Origin of the sequence: Nocardioides aequoreus (assembly GCF_000720335.1) — a bacterium.
In the GTDB taxonomy this organism is placed as follows: domain Bacteria; phylum Actinomycetota; class Actinomycetes; order Propionibacteriales; family Nocardioidaceae; genus Marmoricola; species Marmoricola aequoreus.
In genome coordinates, this window is record NZ_JOJN01000007.1 from 374,172 (window position 1) to 391,115 (window position 16,944).

Below are 16,944 nucleotides of genomic sequence, written 5' to 3' on the forward strand. Positions count from 1 at the left end.
GGACCATATCTTCAGAGGGCAAGGGCTGGTCTCTACCAGGGAGGAGGGCCGCGGGTGCGACTGCTCACCGGTGACGCGCGCCAGGCCGTCTTCGCGCCCCTCGACGACGGCGCCGGCCGCAGCGCGGCCGTCGTGCGCCGCCTGGGCAGCGCGATCGCCCTCGGCATCATCGAGGACGGCGAGCAGCTGCCGGCCGAGCAGCAGCTCGCGGCCTCGCTCAACGTCGCGACCGTCACCCTGCGCGAGGCGCTCGCCGACCTGCGCTCGCGCGGGCTCGTGAGCACTCGGCGCGGCCGCGGCGGCGGGAGCTTCGTGCGTGCCGACGACGACGCCCTCGCCGAGCTCGCCCGGGGCCGGCTGGCCGAGCTGTCCACCGCCGACCTGCGCGAGCTGGGCGACCTGCGGGTGGCGGTCGGCGGCACCTCGGCCCGGCTCGCCGCCGTGCGCGCCTCCGCCTCCGAGCTCGCCGCGCTGCGCGGCCTCGTCGACCGCGTCGCGGCGGCCCGCGACGGGAGCGAGCAGCGCCGGCTCGAGGGGCGCTACCACATCGCCCTGGCCGCCTCGACCCAGTCGGTGCGGCTGACCACGCAGGAGATCGAGCTGCAGTCGGAGCTCGGCCAGGTGCTCTGGGGGTCCTCCCGCTCGCCCGCCGAGGTCGCGACCGACACCGCCGCCCACCACGCCGTGCTCGACGCCGTCGAGGCGCGCGACGCGGCGCTGGCGCGCGACCTGGCCGAGGAGCACCTCGACCGGGTGACCGTGCGCCTGATCGAGATCCACATCGCCGCGGTGCGCCGTGGCGACGGCCCCTCCGCCAGGGGTCAGGACCGATGAGCGCGGCGAGGGCCAGCGAGCGCGTCGAGGCGCAGGTCCGCGCGGTGCTCGACGGGGTGGTCGAGCGCGTGCTCGGTCCCGTCGCCGCCGTCCGCGAGGCCGCGCTGGCCCGCTTCGAGGAGGCCCGCTCGCAGGGGGTCGCCGTACGCCGTGACGACCTGCACGCGCTGCGCGAGCCGCTGCAGGAGCTGCTGCTCGCCGACGACTGCGTGCCGGTGGGGCTCGGCGTCATCGTGGCCCCCTCGGTCGTCGACGAGCAGCCGCTCTTCCTGGAGTGGTGGCAGCGGGGGCCGGGGACGAGCCCCCCGACCCGGCTCGAGGTCGACCTCAACACCCACAGCGTCGGCTTCTACGACTACGTCGTCGCCCCCTGGTACGCCGTCCCCCGGCGCACCCGGCTGCAGCACGTCGTCGGGCCGTACGTCGACGTGCACGGCACCGACCGCTACGTGCTGACCTTCACCCAGCCGGTCCTCTCCGACGACGACTTCCTCGGCGTCGCCGGCGCCGACGTGCCGGTCGGTCGCTTCGAGTCGCTGGTGCTGCACGAGCTCGGCGACCTCCCGGCCGAGGTCGTCGTGGTCGGCGACGACGACCGGGTGGTGCTCTCGACATCGTCGCGCTGGCTGGTGGGCTCGCTGCGGCACGACGCCGACAGCGGTGCCACGCCGCTGCCGGGCCTGCCCTGGCGACTGCTCACCTGGCCCACCCGGCACTGATCAGGAGAGGCTGGGGGTCCGCTCGACCCGCTGCAGCGTGGCGACCGGGTCGGCGAGCAGGTCGCCGAAGGCGAGCTCGGCGGCGCCGATGATCACGCTGTCGCCGCCGAGGCCGGGCACCACGATCTCGGCCTCCTGCGCGGGGGCGGGGAGCGCCCACGTGACCAGCGCGTCGTGCACCTCCTCGCGCACGAGCGGTAGCACCCAGCGCAGCACGCCGCCGAGGATGATCACCTCGGGGTTGAAGACGTTGACCAGGCCACCCAGGCCCACGCCCAGGTGCTGGCCCAGGCGGCGCAGCTCGGGCGTGACGGGCATGCCGGGACGCAGGTACTCCTGCAGCAGGTGCATCTGGTGCTGGGGGCAGCCCACCGCGTCGGCCACCGCGTACGACCCGATCTCGGTCTCCCAGCAGCCGAGGTTGCCGCACCGGCACCGGGTCTCGCCCCCGTCGAAGCGCTGGTGGCCGACCTCGCCGGCGTACCCGCTGGCACCGCGCATCGGCTGCCCCTCCACGATGACGCCGCCGCCGACGCCGACGTCGGCGGAGAGGTAGACGAGGTGGGAGTGCGAGCGCCCGGCGCCGCGGATGTGCTCCGCGAGCGCGCCGAGCTCGGCGTCGTTGCCGAGCCGCACCCGCGCGTCGCCGCCGAGCCGCTCGGCCAGCGAGGCCCGGAAGTCGACGTCGCTCCAGCCGAGGTTGGGCGCGAAGCGCACCACGCCGTCGACGTCGTTGACGACGCCGGGCACGGCCACGGAGATCCCGACCAGCCGCGAGCCCGGGTCCGCCGCCGCGAGCAGTGCCTGGGCCATGTCGACGAGCAGGTCGGCCAGCGCGCCGGGGTCGTGGTCGAGCGGCGTCGGCCGGCTCAGCCGCTCCAGCACCGACCCGCCCAGCCCGACGCGTGCCACCTCGAGCATGTCGACGCCGAGCTCTGCCGCGAGCACGATCACCGACTGCGGGTCGGGGATGACGTCGAGCGACGGCCGCCCCACGCCCGCCCGGGAGGTGGCGCCGGCCTCCGGCACCTCCTGGCTCACCAGCGCGAGGTCGTCGAGCTGGCGCACCAGGTCGCCGATGGTCGAGCGGTTCAGCGCCATCCGCTCGGTGAGCTGGGCCCGCGAGACCCCGCCGGAGCGGTGCACGTGGCCCAGGAGGGTCGCCAGGTTGTGGCGCCTCACCGCCTCCTGGTTGGTCCCCGTCCCGTGCCTCCGCGAGGAGGCCACGGTCAGGTCCCTGTCGCGGACCGGCGTCGGCGCGAGATGGCGTCGACCGAGGCGGCGAGGAGCAGCACGCTGCCGGTGATGATGTAGTTGATGTACGCCGCCTGGTTGAGCAGGCCCAGCCCGTTGTCGATCGTGGCGATGACCAGGCCGCCGATCACGCCGTCGCGGATCAGGCCCTTGCCGCCGAAGAGGCTGGTGCCGCCGATGACGGCCGCGCCCACGGCGTACAGCAGGGTGTTGCCGCCGCCGGAGCCCGGGGCGACGCTGCCGGTGTAGGAGGAGCTGATGATGCCGCTGATCGCGGCCATCATCGAGCAGATCACGAAGGCCGAGATGCGCAGCCGGGTGACGTTGATGCCGGCGCGGCGAGCGGCCTCGCGGTTGCCGCCGATGGCGTACATGTGGCGGCCGTAGGCCGTGCGGCCGAAGACGAAGGTCCAGAAGACCAGCAGCGCGATGACGATGAAGACGGCGTACGGGATGCCGGCGATCTCGAGCGCGGCCGAGCGGCTGCGGTTCTGCGAGAGCACGGCGGTGAAGGCCAGCACGATCACCGCGAGCGAGGCGAACTTGACCGCCAGGAGCGCGTTGGGGGGCCGCTGCAGGTTGCGCTGCGCGAGCCGCCGCTGCCGCACCACCATCAGCGCGCCGTACGCCGCCAGCAGGCCGACCACCACGATCCAGCCGGCCAGGACGGGCATCGACTTGATGGTGATGGCGCGCAGCACCTCGTCGCGCACGGGCACCGTGCCGCCCATGCCGATCAGCCGCAGCGTGACGCCCTGCAGACCGAGGAAGAAGGCCAGCGTGACCACGAAGGACGGGATGCCGAGCCGGGAGACGAGCAGCCCGATGACCAGCCCCACGAGCGCGCCCACCGCCAGCCCGATGAGGACGGCGAGGGTCCAGTGCTGGCCGCTGCGGTCGATCGCGACCGCGGTGAAGCCGGCCGACATGCCGCCGGCGACGCCCGCCGAGAGGTCGATGTCGCCGAGCAGCAGCACCGGGATCAGGCCCATGGCCAGCACCGAGATCGAGGCCGCCTGGGTCAGCAGGTTGGCGATGTTGAGCTCGCTGGTGAAGGTCTGCGGGCGCAGGATCGAGAAGACGATGGCCAGGACGATGAGTCCCAGCACGGCGGGCAGGGCGCCCATGTCGCCGCCGCGGATCCGGTCGCGCCAGTCGCGGAAGGCCTCGCCCAGCGAGGCGCTCGCGCGGTCGTTGGCGAAGTCGGCGGCGGCCAGGCTGGTGCCGCTCGACCCGCTGGGGTCGGTGGTCTCGGGAGTCGTGGTCATGACGCGGTCTCCGTCCTCAGGCCGACTCGGCGGCGGTGGCGGCGGGGATGCCGATGTCGCCGGAGCGCCCCGCGGTGATGAGCTCGACGATCTGGCTCAGGTTGCTCTCCTTGGCCGGCAGGTCGGCAGCGACCCGGCCGAGGTAGAGCGCGGTGATCCGGTCGGAGACCTCGAGCACGTCGACCATGTTGTGCGAGATCAGCACGACACCGAGGCCGGCGTCGGCCAGGCGGCGTACGAGGTCGAGGACCTGGCGGGTCTGGGCGACGCCGAGGGCCGCCGTGGGCTCGTCGAGGAGCACGACGCGGGAGTTCCACAGCACGGCCTTGGCGATGGCCACGGTCTGGCGCTGGCCACCGGAGAGGGAGGCGACGCTCTGGCGCACCGACTTCACGGTGCGCACCGAGAGCGAGGCCAGCGTGGTGCGGGCGCGCTCCTCCATGGTGAGCTCGTCGAGCACGACGCCACCCGAGGTGGCCTCGCGGCCGAGGAACATGTTCTGGACGATGTCGAGGTTGTCGCACAGCGCCAGGTCCTGGTAGACGACCTCGATGCCGAGGTCGGCCGCCTCCTTGGGGCTGTGGATGGTGACGGGCTTGCCGTCGAAGGCGAAGTCGCCGCTGTCGGCGCGGTAGATGCCGGCGATGGTCTTGACCAGCGTCGACTTGCCGGCGCCGTTGTCGCCGACCAGGGCGGTGACCTGCCCGGGGTAGACCCGGAAGTCGACGTCGTGGAGGACCTGGACGGGTCCGAAGCTCTTGTTGACCGAGCGGAGCTCGAGCAGGGGGTCGGTCATCACGCCTCCTGGGCGACAGGGGTTTGCTGTGGTACGTGGCGGCGGGCCCGGCCCGGGTCGGTGGACCGGCTGGACCGGGCCCGCTGCTCGTGGGGAGGACGATCAGGTCCTCGGGTGGTGACGCGGGATCAGGAGATCCCGGCCTCCTCGCACTGCGTCTCGAAGCCGTTGCAGACGTCCTCGGCCGTCTGGCCGCCGTCCTCGATGACCTCGGACACGTTGTCCTGCGTGATGGCGACGGGGTCGAGCAGCACCGACGGGACCTGGCGGTCGCCCTCGGTGTCCTCCACCTCACCGGTGGTCTCGCCCTCCTCGCCGTTGGCCAGGGCGATCGCGAGCTCCGCGAGCGCGCCGGCCTCCTGCGTGGCGGACTTGTAGACCGTCATGCACTGCGTGCCGGCCAGGATGTTCTGCAGGCCCTCGACGGTGGCGTCCTGGCCGGTCACGGGGACCTCACCGGCGCGGCCGTTCTTGTCGAGGATCGAGATCGCGGCGCCGCCGAGACCGTCGTTGGCCGCGAGGACGCCGTCGATCTCGCCGTCGGCCTGCGTGTACATCTGCTCGAAGATCACGCCGGCCTGCTCGTTGTCCCAGCCGGGCACGGCCTGCTCGGCCACCTGCGTGTAGTTGCTCATCTCGTCGAGCACGCTGTGCGCGCCGTTGGAGAAGGAGGTGGCGTTGGAGTCGTCGGGCGAGCCGTTGAGGAAGACGATGTTGGCGTCGGTGTCGCCGAGGCAGTCCGCCAGGCCCTGACCCTGGAGCTCGCCGACCTTCTCGTTGTCGAAGGAGACGTAGTACTCCGCGGAGCCGCCGAGGGTGAGGCGGTCGTAGTCGATGGTCGCGACGCCCTGCGCGGCGGCCTTCTCCTGGATCGCGGCGCCGGAGGCGTTGTCGAGGTTGACGATCGCCAGCACGGTGACGCCGTCGGTCATCATCTGGTCGGCGATGGTCGCCATCTGCTCGGCGTCGCCCTGGGCGTTGTCGATCACGTACTCGACGCCGGCCTCGTCGAAGGCCGACTCGAGTGCCGGACGGTCGGCGGTCTCCCAGCGCACCGACGACTCGGTGTCGGGCAGGATCACGCCGATCTTGGCGTCGGCGGCCGCGCCGCTGTCGCCGCCGTCGCCGCCGTCGCTACCGCCGTCGTCGCTGCCGCAGGCAGAGAGCGTGAGCGCCAGGCCGAGGGTCCCGGCCGCGAGTACTACAGGCATCCGCTTCACGCAGATCGCCTCCCATCAGTGAGTGCGGATCACCGTCGGGCGCGAGGCAGGTGTCCGAGAGCTGTCGGCCACGTGTCCGTCCGGTAAATGTTGGCCGGCCCAACGTAATGCCCGTCACAGGCCGTGACTAGTAGGCGCGAACAACAAATCGATTACCGGTCTAGACAACGTGACGTGCGCCACGTGGGCGCACGGGCAGCCGCTCCAGCCCGAAGACGATCGAGCGCTGCCGGTGGCGCAGGTCGCCCGGCGCCACGTCGAGGTCGAGGTCGGGGAAGCGCCGCGCCAGTGCCGGCAGCGCGGTCACCAGCTCCATCCGGGCCAGCTCTGCGCCGATGCAGCGGTGCACGCCGTGCCCGAAGGCCAGGTGCGAGCGGGTGGCGCGCGCGAGGTCGAGGTCCGCGGCGTACCCGGCCCGGGGGTCGTGGTTGGCCGCCGGCAGCGAGCACATCACCACCGCGCCGCGCGGCACCCGGACGCCGCCCACCACCACGTCGCGCCGTGCGAAGCGGGGGAAGGCGACCTGCACCACGGAGAGCAGCCGCAGCAGCTCGTCGACGACCGGGCCTGCGACGGCGGCGTCCTCGGCCAGCCGCTGCCACAGCGCCCGGTCCTCGAGCAGGCGTGCCGTGCCCAGGGCGAGCATGGAGGCGCTCGTCTCGAGCCCGCCGGTCATCACGCCGTCGGCGAGCCCGCCGAGCTCGACGTCGGTGACCTCGTCGCCGTGCTCACGGAGGATCTGACCGATCAGCCCCGGCCCGGGGTCGCGTCGCTGCCGGGCCACCTCGTCGAGCAGGAAGCGTCGCGAGCCGCCGATCGCACCCAGCGTGCCCGCCCCGCCGCCGCCGACGTCGAAGCGCTGCGTGGCCAGCCGCGCGAAGGTCTCGCGCTGGTCGTGGGGCATGCCGAGCAGCTCGCAGATGACCAGGAAGGGCACCGGGAAGGCGTAGGTGGGCACCAGGTCGACCACGCCGTCGCCGGCCGTGGCGGCCGCCGCGACCTCGTCGAGCCGCCCACGGCAGATCTCCTCGATCATCGGCTGCACCCGCTGCAGCCGGCGCACGGTGAACTCCGGGGTCAGCAGGCGGCGCAGCCGGGTGTGGTCGGGCGGGTCGGTGAAGCCCAGACCCCCGATGTCGCCGTCACTCCCGCCGCTGCGCCCGACGTACGGCCTGATGTCGGTGGAGTACGACGCCCCGTCGGCCAGCACCTCCCGCAACTCGGCGTCGCCGGTGACCAGCCACACCTCCAGCCCGAGCACCGTGACCAGCCGCTGCACGGGTCCGGCCTCGCGCATCGCGGAGAGGCGCGCGCTGGGGGCGGCACCCTCACGCCGCAGCGGCCACGACAGCGAGCGGGGCACCCGGTCGAGCCGGGTCAGGTCGACTCCCCCGGTGCGCGCCACGAGCGTCCGCCGCGCCACGCCGGCCACCGTGCCCGTGATGGTGCCCGTGATGGTGCCCGTGATCGTGCTCGTCATCGCCGCGACCAGCCCCATGCGACCCCCTGCCGTCGGTCAGAAGCCTAGGGACGCACGCGCCGATGGGCCATCAGGGACACCCCCGAGTCACCGACGAGGGGCGGCCTCACTCCCACTCGATGGTGCCGGGGGGCTTGCTGGTGATGTCGACGGTGACGCGGTTGACCTCGCGCACCTCGTTGGTGATCCGGGTCGAGATGGTCTCGAGGACCTCGTAGGGGACGCGCGCCCAGTCGGCGGTCATGGCGTCCTCGGAGGTGACCGGGCGGAGCACGACTGGATGGCCGTAGGTGCGTCCGTCGCCCTGGACGCCGACCGACCGGACGTCGGCGAGCAGCACCACGGGGAACTGCCAGATGTCGCGGTCGAGCCCGGCCCGGGTGAGCTCCTCGCGGGCGATGGCGTCGGCGGCGCGCAGGATGTCGAGGCGCTCGCGGGTGACCTCGCCGATGATGCGGATGCCGAGGCCGGGCCCCGGGAAGGGGTGGCGCCACACCATGGCCGGCGGCAGGCCGAGCTGCTCCCCCACGAGACGCACCTCGTCCTTGAAGAGCGTGCGCAGCGGCTCGACGAGCTCGAACTCCAGGTCGTCGGGCAGGCCACCGACGTTGTGGTGGCTCTTGATGTTGGAGGTGCCGGCCCCTCCCCCCGACTCGACGACGTCGGGGTAGAGTGTGCCCTGCACCAGGTAGGCGACCTTGGTGTCGGCGGCCGCGCCCTGCTCGATCTTGGGCGCGAGCACGTCGGCCTCGGCCGCCTCGAAGACGCGGATGAACTCCCGGCCGATGATCTTGCGCTTCTGCTCGGGATCGGCGACGCCGGCGAGCGCGTCGAGGAACTGCTTCTCCGCGTCGACCACCACGAGGTCGGCCCCGGTGGCCTCGACGAAGTCGCGCTCGATCTGCTCGGTCTCGCCCTGGCGCATCAGCCCGTGGTCGACGTAGACGCAGGTGAGTCGGTCGCCGATGGCCCGCTGCACGAGGGCCGCGGCCACCGCCGAGTCGACGCCGCCCGAGAGCGCGCAGATCGCGAGTCCCTCACCCACCTGCTCGCGGATGCGCTCGACCTGCTCCTCGACGATGTTGACCATCGTCCAGGTGGGCCGGCAGTGGGCGATGTCGTGCAGGAAGTGCTCGAGCACCGTCTGCCCGTGCTCGGTGTGCATCACCTCGGGATGCCACTGCACCCCGGCGAAGCGGCGCTGGACGTCCTCGAAGGCCGCCACCGGGGTGGCGGCCGTGCCCGCGAGCACCCGGAAGCCCTCCGGCGCGCGGCTGACCGAGTCGCCGTGCGACATCCAGACCCGGTGCTCCGGCGGCACGTCGGCCAGCAGGGTGCCGGGGTCGCTGACGGCGACGGGGGTGCGGCCGTACTCCGAGATGCCGGTGTGGGCCACCTCGCCGCCAAGGGCCTGGGCCATCGCCTGGAAGCCGTAGCACATGCCGAAGACCGGCACGTCGGCCTCGAAGAGACCCGCGTCGACCCCGGGAGCACCCTCGGCGTACACCGACGACGGCCCGCCGGAGAGGATGATCGCGGCCGGCTGCTTGGCCAGCATCTCGGCCACCGGCATGTCGTGGGGCACGATCTCGGAGTAGACCCTCGCCTCCCGCACCCGGCGGGCGATGAGCTGGGCGTACTGCGCCCCGAAGTCGACGACGAGGACGGTGTCGTGGTCGGTCACGCAGCGACCCTTCCGGGGGTTGGTGGTGGCGCGGGCCTGAGCCCCGAAGTCTGCCAGAGCCGGCGCGGTGCCCAGATGCTGGACTCCGGCGTCCGTGGCGTAACCCCGGCCCGCGCGAGGTCGTTGGGGCGTTTGGATCCGGGCGACCGGATCCGAACCGGTTCGCTTCTCGCGAGCTTCCAGGGCCCGGCCTCCCTCCCTCCCCGGCCGGGCCCTGGTGCGTTCCAGGTCCCGCCGGCGGGAGGTGGGGTCAGCTGACCCCGACGATGGGGAGCCGCAGCGCACCGGGCGCGTCGTGGGGCACCGCCGGACGCCGCGGCGCGACCGGCGCCACGACCTCGTACGCCGCCCCGAGCGCCGGGCGCGGGTCGGTCTCGCCCTTGTTGGGCCACAGCGCCATGGCCCGCTCCGCCTGCGCGGTGATGGTGAGCGAGGGGTTGACGCCGAGGTTGGCGCTGACGGCCGCGCCGTCGGCGACGTGCAGGCCGTCGTAGCCGTAGACGCGCTGGTAGGCGTCGACGACACCGGTCTCCGGGGAGTCGCCGATCGCGGCGCCCCCGATGAAGTGGGCCGTCATCGGCATGTTGAAGGGCTCGCCGATCGAGCCGCCCGCCTTGCCGCCCATGATCTCGGCCATCCGGCGCACCACCGCGTTGCCGACCGGGATCCAGGTCGGGTTGGGCTCGCCGTGCCCCTGGCGCGAGGAGAGCCGCCAGCGCCGGGTGCCCGGGACCCGCTTGGGGTAGACGGTGATCGAGTTGTCGAGGCTCTGCATCACCAGCGCCACCACCGTGCGCTCCGACCAGTGGCGCAGGTCGTAGAGGTCGCGCACGCTGGCCCGCTCGCGCCAGAGCTCGGCCAGCCAGGTGCGCCAGCGCGGCAGCGGGCCATCGCCGTCGGTCAGCACGGTCTGCAGCAGCGACATCACGTTGCTGCCGCGGCCGTAGCGCACCGGCTCCACGTGGGTGTCGGCGTCGGGGTGGAAGGAGGAGGTGATCGAGATGCCGTAGCTGTAGTCGACCGAGGTGTCACCGGCGATCGCGCCGAGGATCGACTCGGAGTTGGTGCGCGAGAGGTGGCCCAGCCGGTCGGAGAGGCGCGGCAGCGTGCCCTCCGCCTTGAGCCGGTGGAGCAGCTTCTGGGTGCCGATCGCGGCGGCGGCGAAGACGACGTGCTCGGCGCTGAGGGTGCGCGTCGTACGCCGGGTGGCGCGGCGCGCCTTAGTGAAGCGGATCGTGACGTCGTAGCCGCCGCCCTCGCGCTCGGCGACGCGGGTGACCGTCGAGAGCGGCATCACGCGGGCCCCGAGCTGCTCGGCGAGGTGGAGGTAGTTCTTGACCAGGGTGTTCTTCGCGTTGTGCTTGCAGCCCGTCATGCAGTCGCCGCAGGCGATGCACGTACGTCGCTCGGGTCCCGCGCCGCCGAAGAAGGGGTCGGCCACGGTCTCGCCCTGCCGCTGCCCGGGCTTGCCGAAGAAGACGCCGACCGGGGTCGGGTGGAAGGTCTCGGCCACCCCCATCTCGCTGGCGACCTTCTCCATCACGTCGTCCGAGGGCGTGCGCAGGGGGTTCTCGACCACGCCGAGCATCCGCTTGGCCTGGTCGTAGAAGGGCGCGAGCTCGGCCTTCCAGTCGGCGATGTGGGCCCACTGGGGGTCGCGGTAGAAGGCGTCGAGCGGCTCGTAGAGCGTGTTGGCGTAGACCAGCGAGCCGCCGCCGACGCCTGCCCCCGCCAGGATCAGCGAGTCGCGGACGGCCTCGATGCGCTGGATCCCGTAGCAGCCGATCTCGGGGCGGAAGAGGAACTTGTCGAGCTCGAAGGAGGTCTTGGGCAGCTCGTCGTCGGCGAAGCGCGCCCCCGCCTCGAGGACCCCCACGCGGTAGCCCTTCTCACTGAGCCGCAGCGCTGCCACCGACCCGCCGAAGCCGGAGCCGACGACCAGGACGTCGTAGTCGAAGCCGCCCTCGTCGGCCGAGCCGCCCTCGCCGGTCGAGCCGCCCTCGCCGGTCGAACCGCCCTCGCCGGTCGAACCGCCCTCGCCGGTCGAGCCTGTCGAGACCCTCACTTCGCCCCCAGCCGCCGCATCAGGCGCAGGTTGGCGGTCATCACCTTGGCGTAGCCCTCGTCGCCGAGGCCGAGCACCGGGGAGAAGCGCAGCAGCCGCTGCACCGCGACGGACTGGGTCTCGGTGTAGCGCAGGATGCCCTCGGCGCCCTGGCGGCGTCCGACGCCGGACTCGCGCATCCCGCCCATCGGCGCCTCGATGCTGGCGAAGGTCGCGGCGAAGGCCTCGTTGACGTTGACCGTGCCGCACTTCACCTGCGCGGCGAGCGCGCGGGCACGTCGGGTGTCGCGGCTGTAGATCGCGCCGTTGAGGCCGTAGCTGCCCTCGTTGGCACGCTCGACGGCCTCCGCCTCGTCGGAGAAGCGGTAGAGCGCCACGACCGGGCCGAAGGTCTCGGCGCCGGCGCAGAGCATGTCGGGCGTGACGCCCTCGAGCACCGTGGGCTCGTAGAAGTAGGGACCGAGGTCGGGGCGCGCCCGTCCCCCGGTCAGCACGGTGGCGCCCTTGGCCTTGGCGTCCTCGACGTGCGCGACCACCGTGTCGAGCTGGTCCTGGCTGATCAGCGAGCCCATGTCGCTGCCCCAGTCGAGGCCGCCGCGCAGCGTCATCGCGCCGATGCGGCGCACGAGCTCGTCGCGGAAGCGGTCGTAGACCTCGTCGGCGACCAGCAGCCGCTCGACGGAGACGCACAGCTGGCCGGCGTTGGAGAACATCGCTCGCAGCGCGCCCTCCGCCGCCCGTCCGATGCTGGCGTCGCGCAGCACCAGCATGGGGTTCTTGCCGCCGAGCTCGAGCGAGCACCCGATCAGCCGCTCCGCGCACTGGGCGGCGATCACCTTGCCGGTGGCGGTCGAGCCCGTGAAGCAGACGTAGTCGCTGCGCGAGGTCATCGGGCCGCCCAGCTCGCGACCGGGTCCGGCCACGACGTTCCACAGCCCGTCGGGCAGCCCGGCCTCCTCCAGCAGCTGCGCGCCGTACAGCGCGGAGAGCATGGTCTGGGCGTCGGGCTTGATGACCACGGCGTTGCCGGCCAACAGCGCGGGCAGGCCGTCGCACAGCGCCATCGTGAAGGGGTAGTTCCACGGCGAGATGATGCCGACGACGCCCTTGGGCACCTGGTTGACCTGCACCCGCGTGAGCCCGGGCACCACGCCCCTCACCCGTCGCGGAGCCAGGTGCTGGTGCGCCGTGCGGGCGTAGTACCGGGCGGTCAGCGCGACGTGCATCGGCTCGTCGAAGGCGTGCTTGCGCGCCTTGCCGGACTCCAAGCAGATCAGGTCGAGGATCTCGTCCTGCCGGTCGACGACCAGGTCGTGGAGGCGCAGCAGCACCTCGGCGCGCTCCTCCAGCGGCGTGCGCGCCCACGCCCGCTGCGCGCGCCGGGCCCGGGAGAAGGCCGTCTCGACGTCGCGCTCGTCCGACTGCGGCAGCACGGCGAGCGGCTGCCCGCTGATCGGGGTGTACGCCGTCACCTCGCGGCCGCTGGTCGCCACCAGCCGCGCCGTCAGCTCCCGCACCCGGGAGGGCTCCAGCGCGTACGACGCGGTGACGTCGTGCTCGGGGTCCGCAGGACCCGTGGTCTCGGTCGGCCGGTCGGGGTGAGCCGTCATGTCCAGCAGGGTAAACCCGCCGGTAACATTGACACCAGGCCCGGAAGTGTCAAATGACGACACCCCGTCCCGTCAGTCCTCCGGGTCCGCCGGCGGCTGCTCCCCCGCGCTCTCGTCACGAGCCGCCCAGTCGAGCAGCGGGGCCAGGTCGAAGACCGCGTTGTCGATGCCGGCGTGCAGGTCGCCGAGCTCGGCGAAGCGGGCCGGCACGGTGGCGATGGTGAAGTCGTCGGGCTCGCAGTCGTCGACCTCCTCCCAGCGCACCGGGGTGCTGATGGTGCCGATCGGGTTGCCGCGCACGGAGTACGCCGCCGCGATGGTGTGGTCGCGCGCGTTCTGGTTGTAGTCGACGAAGAGGTCGGCCGGGTCGCGGTCCTTGCGCCACCACGCGGTCGTCACGTCGTCGCAGCGCCGCTCGACCTCGCGGGCGAAGGCGAGGGCGGCGCGGCGTACGTCCTGGAAGCCGTGGTCCGGCGCGATCCGCACGTAGACATGGAGGCCCTTGCCGCCGCTGGTCTTCGGGAAGCCGGTGGCGCCCAGCTCGTCGAGCACCTCGTGCACGACGTGGGTGACCCACTGCACCGTGGTCCACGGGCAGTCGGGCCCGGGGTCGAGGTCGATGCGCCACTCGTCGGGCTTCTCGACGTCGGCGCGGCGGCTGTTCCACGGGTGGAACTCGACCGTGCTCATCTGCACCGCCCAGATCACCTGGGCGAGCTCGGTCACGCACAGCTCGTCGGCGGTGCGGTTCCACCGCGGGAAGTGCACCCGCACCGTCTCCATCCAGGGCGGCGCGCCGCGGGGCAGGCGCTTCTGGTGGACCTTCTCCCCCGCCACGCCCGTGGGGAAGCGGTGGAGCATGCACGGCCGCTCGCGCAGGGCGTTGACGATGCCGTCGCCCACGGCCAGGTAGTACTCCACCAGGTCGAGCTTGGTCTCGCCGCGCGCCGGGAAGTAGACGCGGTCGGGGTTGGAGACCCGCACCACCTTGTCGTCGACCTCGACCTCGACCGAGGGCGACTTCGCGGCGGCCATCAGGAGTCGACCCCCAGCACCGCGAGGGCGTCGCGCAGCGCGGGCACGCTGTCGTCGTGGTGCCAGTGCACGGCGCAGAGACCGAGGTCGCGCGCCGCCACGACGTTGTCGAGCAGGTCGTCGACGAAGACGAGCTCGGCGGGCGCCAGGCCAAGCGCCTCGGCGATCAGCGCCCAGAAGCGCTGGTCGGGCTTGGCGACGCCCAGGTCGCAGGAGTAGTAGGCGCCGTCGAGCAGCTCGTCGTACCCCATCAGCTCGCGCATGCAGGCCGCCCGCAGGGTGTCCTGGTTGGTGGCGAGGTACGACGGCACGGCGAGCTCGGCGACCAGCTCGCGGGACTCGGGCAGCGGCTCGATGCGGCGCCACACGGAGAGGACCTGCTCCTGCACCTCTGCCAGGTCGTGCCGTGCCAGGGTGGCGACCACGTGCTCGCGCATGTCGTAGTCGCCGCGGAGGGCGGCGTCGAGGTCGAGGCCCCCGAAGAGCTCGCGGCCGACGTCGACCGCGCGGTCGCCGAGCGCCTCCCCGAAGGCGTCGTGCCAGTCGGAGGGACCGCGCTGGAGCACGCCGTCGGCGTCCCAGAGCACCGCCCGCACGGAGGCCACGGTCAGTCCGTGCCGTGCTCGCGGACGAAGGCCAGGATGGGCTCGGCCAGCTCGGCCCGACAGACGACGAGGTCGGGAAGCCGGACGTCGACCTGGTTGTAGAGCAGCGGGCTGCCGTCGACCCGGCTGGTGTGCAGGCCGGCGGCACGGGCGACGGCCACGGGAGCGGCGGAGTCCCACTCGTACTGCCCGCCGGCGTGCACGTAGGCGTCGGCCACGTCGCGCACCACCGACATCACCTTGGCGCCCGCCGAGCCCATCGGCACCAGCTCGGCCCCGATCTCCTCGGCCAGCGCCTCGACGAAGGCCGGCGGACGGCTGCGGCTCACGGCGATCCGGGGCCGCGACGAGGTCGCCGGTGGCACGACCGGGGGCTCCCCGGTGTGGAAGGTCATGCCGAGCGCCGGCTGCGCCACCGCGCCCGCGAGCAGCTCGCCGGCCTGCCACAGCGCCACGTGCACGGCCCAGTCGTCGCGCGGCGGCTCGGAGAACTCCCGCGTCCCGTCGAGCGGGTCGATGATCCAGACCCGGTCGGTGGCGAGCCGGTCGTGGCGCGACTCGGTCCCCCGGTGCTCCTCCTCCGACAGCACGGCGTCGTCGGGCCGGTGCTCGGCGAGCATCTGCATCAGCAGCTCGTGCGCGGCCATGTCGCCCGCGTCCTTGAGCTCGCGGCCCTCGAGGCCCTGGCGGCGTACGTCGAGCAGCACCCGTCCCGCCTCGTCGGCGGTCCAGGCGGCGAGGGCGTGGTCGTCGACGCGTGGGGAGGTAGGCACTCGCCGACCCTAGCGAGTCATGTGGGTCTGCACCCACGAGGTAGGTGCAGACAAACGGGACGCCGACGACCTCTCAAATCGGACATTTGCGGCAGAAGTGTGGTTTAGTACACCTGCCCGCGATGTCCGTTTTGCCCCGAGGTGTGACATGACTACTCTCCCCCGTTCCGTGCGGCTCGGTCCCGCCCTCCTGATGGCCGGCATGCTCGCGATGGTGCTCACCACGCTACCGGCGAGCCTCGGCGGCAGCACGATGGCGACGGCGGCAGCCGCCACCGCCCACCCAGGGTCGCGAGTGAACAAGGAGCGCGCCGCCGTGTCCCGCTCCTGGACCCTGGTCCACAGCCGCAACCAGGCGGCCGGAACCTCCAGCGTGCGCGCCAGCGCTGCTTTCAAGTCGAACCGGGCCAAGCCCTTCGTCCGGATGATGGTCCGGCAGGTCATCAACGGCAAGGTGGTGAAGGCGAAGTCCGTGCGGGCACGCACCGCTCCGACTCGGCACACCAGGCTGGCAGCGACCCTGCAACTGCGTTCGTCCGCGTCGAAGGTGCAGGTGCTGGTGATCCAGCGTGGACCTCGCGCCTCACGAGTGGGCATGCGCGCCCTTCAGGTCCAGGCAGCGGCCGCCGCCCAGACGCCGAGCAAGCCCAGCAAGAGCGAGACGACGACGAGCAAGTGGGCCCTGTCCAACGCCTGCCCGCTCACTGATCGCGGAATCCCGACCTGCGGTGCCCTCGTCGGCGCCGCGTACGGCAGCAACACCGACCCCTCGGCGTGGGAGCAGTCGATGGGCAAGAACCTCGGCGTGCGACGCACGTACTACAGCGGCGCCCAGGTGGACAGCGCCGTCCGCAACGTCACGGCCGACCTCGCCAAGGGGCGCATCCCTTGGATCAGCTTCAAGCTCCCTCACAGCTGGACCGACATGTCGAAGGGCGCGGGCGACGCCTGGGCCAAGGACCTCGCCACGAAGCTCAGCAAGGTCGAGGGCCCCGTGTGGCTCGCGTTCCACCACGAGCCCGAGGGTGACGGCGACATCACGAAGTGGACCGCGATGCAGCAGCGCCTTGCACCCATCGTGCGCAGCACGGCTCCCAACGTCGCCTACACGATCGTGCTGACCGGCTGGAACCAGTTCTACGGCGAGAAGCAGTACTCCCTGGACTCGCTGTGGCCCAAGAACACCAAGATCGACATGGTCGGCTACGACACCTACAACTTCTTCGGTGCCGTCAAGAACGGCAAGGAGTTCACCGCCCACACCGACATGGTCAACCAGTACTTCAAGAAGTTCGACGCCTGGTCCAAGGCCAACGGCGTCCCGTGGGGCATCGCCGAGACCGGCTTCACGGACAAGGGGTCCGTGAACAACCCCAAGTGGATCGAGCAGACCTACAAGGCCGTCCAGCAGTACAACGGCAAGGCCTTCACCTACTTCAACACCTCCCTCAACAGCACCGCGCCGTGGGTCATCACCACTCGCGCGAAGCAGAACCAGTTCACCGCTGCACTGAAGTCGAGCCCGGTGCTGCGCAAGTCCTCGGTGCCCCCGCCCGCACCGAAGCCCACGCCCACCCCCACCCCGACCCCGACCCCGAAGC

Annotated in this window: 13 protein-coding genes and 1 pseudogene; 3 read left to right on the forward strand and 11 right to left on the reverse strand. The window is 72.4% G+C overall.

Annotation, left to right across the window (positions count from 1 at the left end):
* Nucleotides 1-54: 54 nt before the first annotated feature.
* Both IG63_RS0115025 and IG63_RS20880 read left to right on the forward strand, forming a co-directional pair.
* Complete coding sequence (locus tag IG63_RS0115025; RefSeq protein ID WP_051706915.1) at nucleotides 55-834, forward strand: FadR/GntR family transcriptional regulator; 780 nt, start codon at nucleotides 55-57, stop codon at nucleotides 832-834.
* The gene (locus IG63_RS20880; RefSeq protein WP_051706916.1) at nucleotides 831-1,553 is read left to right on the forward strand and encodes a cache domain-containing protein; all 723 of its coding nucleotides are present in this window, start codon (nucleotides 831-833) and stop codon (nucleotides 1,551-1,553) included. The genes IG63_RS0115025 and IG63_RS20880 overlap by 4 nt, the downstream gene beginning before the upstream one ends.
* Here IG63_RS20880 and IG63_RS0115035 read toward each other — a convergent pair whose 3' ends face one another.
* The 11 genes from IG63_RS0115035 to IG63_RS0115085 all read right to left on the reverse strand — a co-directional run bounded on the left by IG63_RS0115035 (nucleotide 1,554) and on the right by IG63_RS0115085 (nucleotide 15,343).
* Nucleotides 1,554-2,735 (reverse strand): ROK family protein, encoded by a 1,182-nt coding sequence (locus IG63_RS0115035; RefSeq protein WP_051706917.1) that lies wholly within the window; start codon nucleotides 2,733-2,735, stop codon nucleotides 1,554-1,556.
* A 47-nt stretch (nucleotides 2,736-2,782) separates the two neighbouring features.
* Nucleotides 2,783-4,075: a sugar ABC transporter permease gene (locus IG63_RS0115040; RefSeq protein ID WP_030485177.1), complete on the reverse strand. Its 1,293-nt coding sequence runs from the start codon at nucleotides 4,073-4,075 to the stop codon at nucleotides 2,783-2,785.
* Between the two features lie 16 nt (nucleotides 4,076-4,091).
* Entirely contained in the window at nucleotides 4,092-4,871 is a 780-nt protein-coding gene (locus tag IG63_RS0115045; RefSeq protein WP_030485178.1) for an ATP-binding cassette domain-containing protein, read from the reverse strand.
* A 128-nt stretch (nucleotides 4,872-4,999) separates the two neighbouring features.
* Nucleotides 5,000-6,082: a sugar ABC transporter substrate-binding protein gene (locus IG63_RS0115050; RefSeq protein WP_157210194.1), complete on the reverse strand. Its 1,083-nt coding sequence runs from the start codon at nucleotides 6,080-6,082 to the stop codon at nucleotides 5,000-5,002.
* 169 nt (nucleotides 6,083-6,251) lie between these two features.
* Nucleotides 6,252-7,589, reverse strand: a complete 1,338-nt coding sequence (locus IG63_RS0115055) for a cytochrome P450 (protein WP_245604449.1) — start codon at nucleotides 7,587-7,589, stop codon at nucleotides 6,252-6,254.
* A gap of 88 nt (nucleotides 7,590-7,677) precedes the next feature.
* Nucleotides 7,678-9,255, reverse strand: coding sequence for a glutamine-hydrolyzing GMP synthase (guaA, locus tag IG63_RS0115060; protein ID WP_030485181.1), 1,578 nt, complete (start codon nucleotides 9,253-9,255; stop codon nucleotides 7,678-7,680).
* Between the two features lie 250 nt (nucleotides 9,256-9,505).
* Nucleotides 9,506-11,197: a GMC oxidoreductase gene (locus IG63_RS0115065; protein WP_030485182.1), complete on the reverse strand. Its 1,692-nt coding sequence runs from the start codon at nucleotides 11,195-11,197 to the stop codon at nucleotides 9,506-9,508.
* Nucleotides 11,198-11,316: 119 nt separating this feature from the next.
* Nucleotides 11,317-12,930: a succinic semialdehyde dehydrogenase gene (locus IG63_RS0115070; RefSeq protein ID WP_030485183.1), complete on the reverse strand. Its 1,614-nt coding sequence runs from the start codon at nucleotides 12,928-12,930 to the stop codon at nucleotides 11,317-11,319.
* A gap of 72 nt (nucleotides 12,931-13,002) precedes the next feature.
* Nucleotides 13,003-13,965, reverse strand: a complete 963-nt coding sequence (gene ligD, locus IG63_RS0115075; protein WP_030485184.1) for a non-homologous end-joining DNA ligase — start codon at nucleotides 13,963-13,965, stop codon at nucleotides 13,003-13,005.
* Nucleotides 13,965-14,570, reverse strand: a complete 606-nt coding sequence (locus IG63_RS0115080; RefSeq protein ID WP_030485185.1) for an HAD-IA family hydrolase — start codon at nucleotides 14,568-14,570, stop codon at nucleotides 13,965-13,967. Before IG63_RS0115080 ends, ligD begins: the two co-directional genes overlap by 1 nt.
* Nucleotides 14,571-14,572: 2 nt before the next feature.
* Nucleotides 14,573-15,343: a 3'(2'),5'-bisphosphate nucleotidase CysQ gene (locus tag IG63_RS0115085; protein ID WP_030485186.1), complete on the reverse strand. Its 771-nt coding sequence runs from the start codon at nucleotides 15,341-15,343 to the stop codon at nucleotides 14,573-14,575.
* A gap of 169 nt (nucleotides 15,344-15,512) precedes the next feature.
* Here IG63_RS0115085 and IG63_RS0115090 point away from each other — a divergent pair.
* Nucleotides 15,513-16,944 (forward strand): annotated as a pseudogene (locus IG63_RS0115090) (cellulase family glycosylhydrolase); the annotation flags it as partial.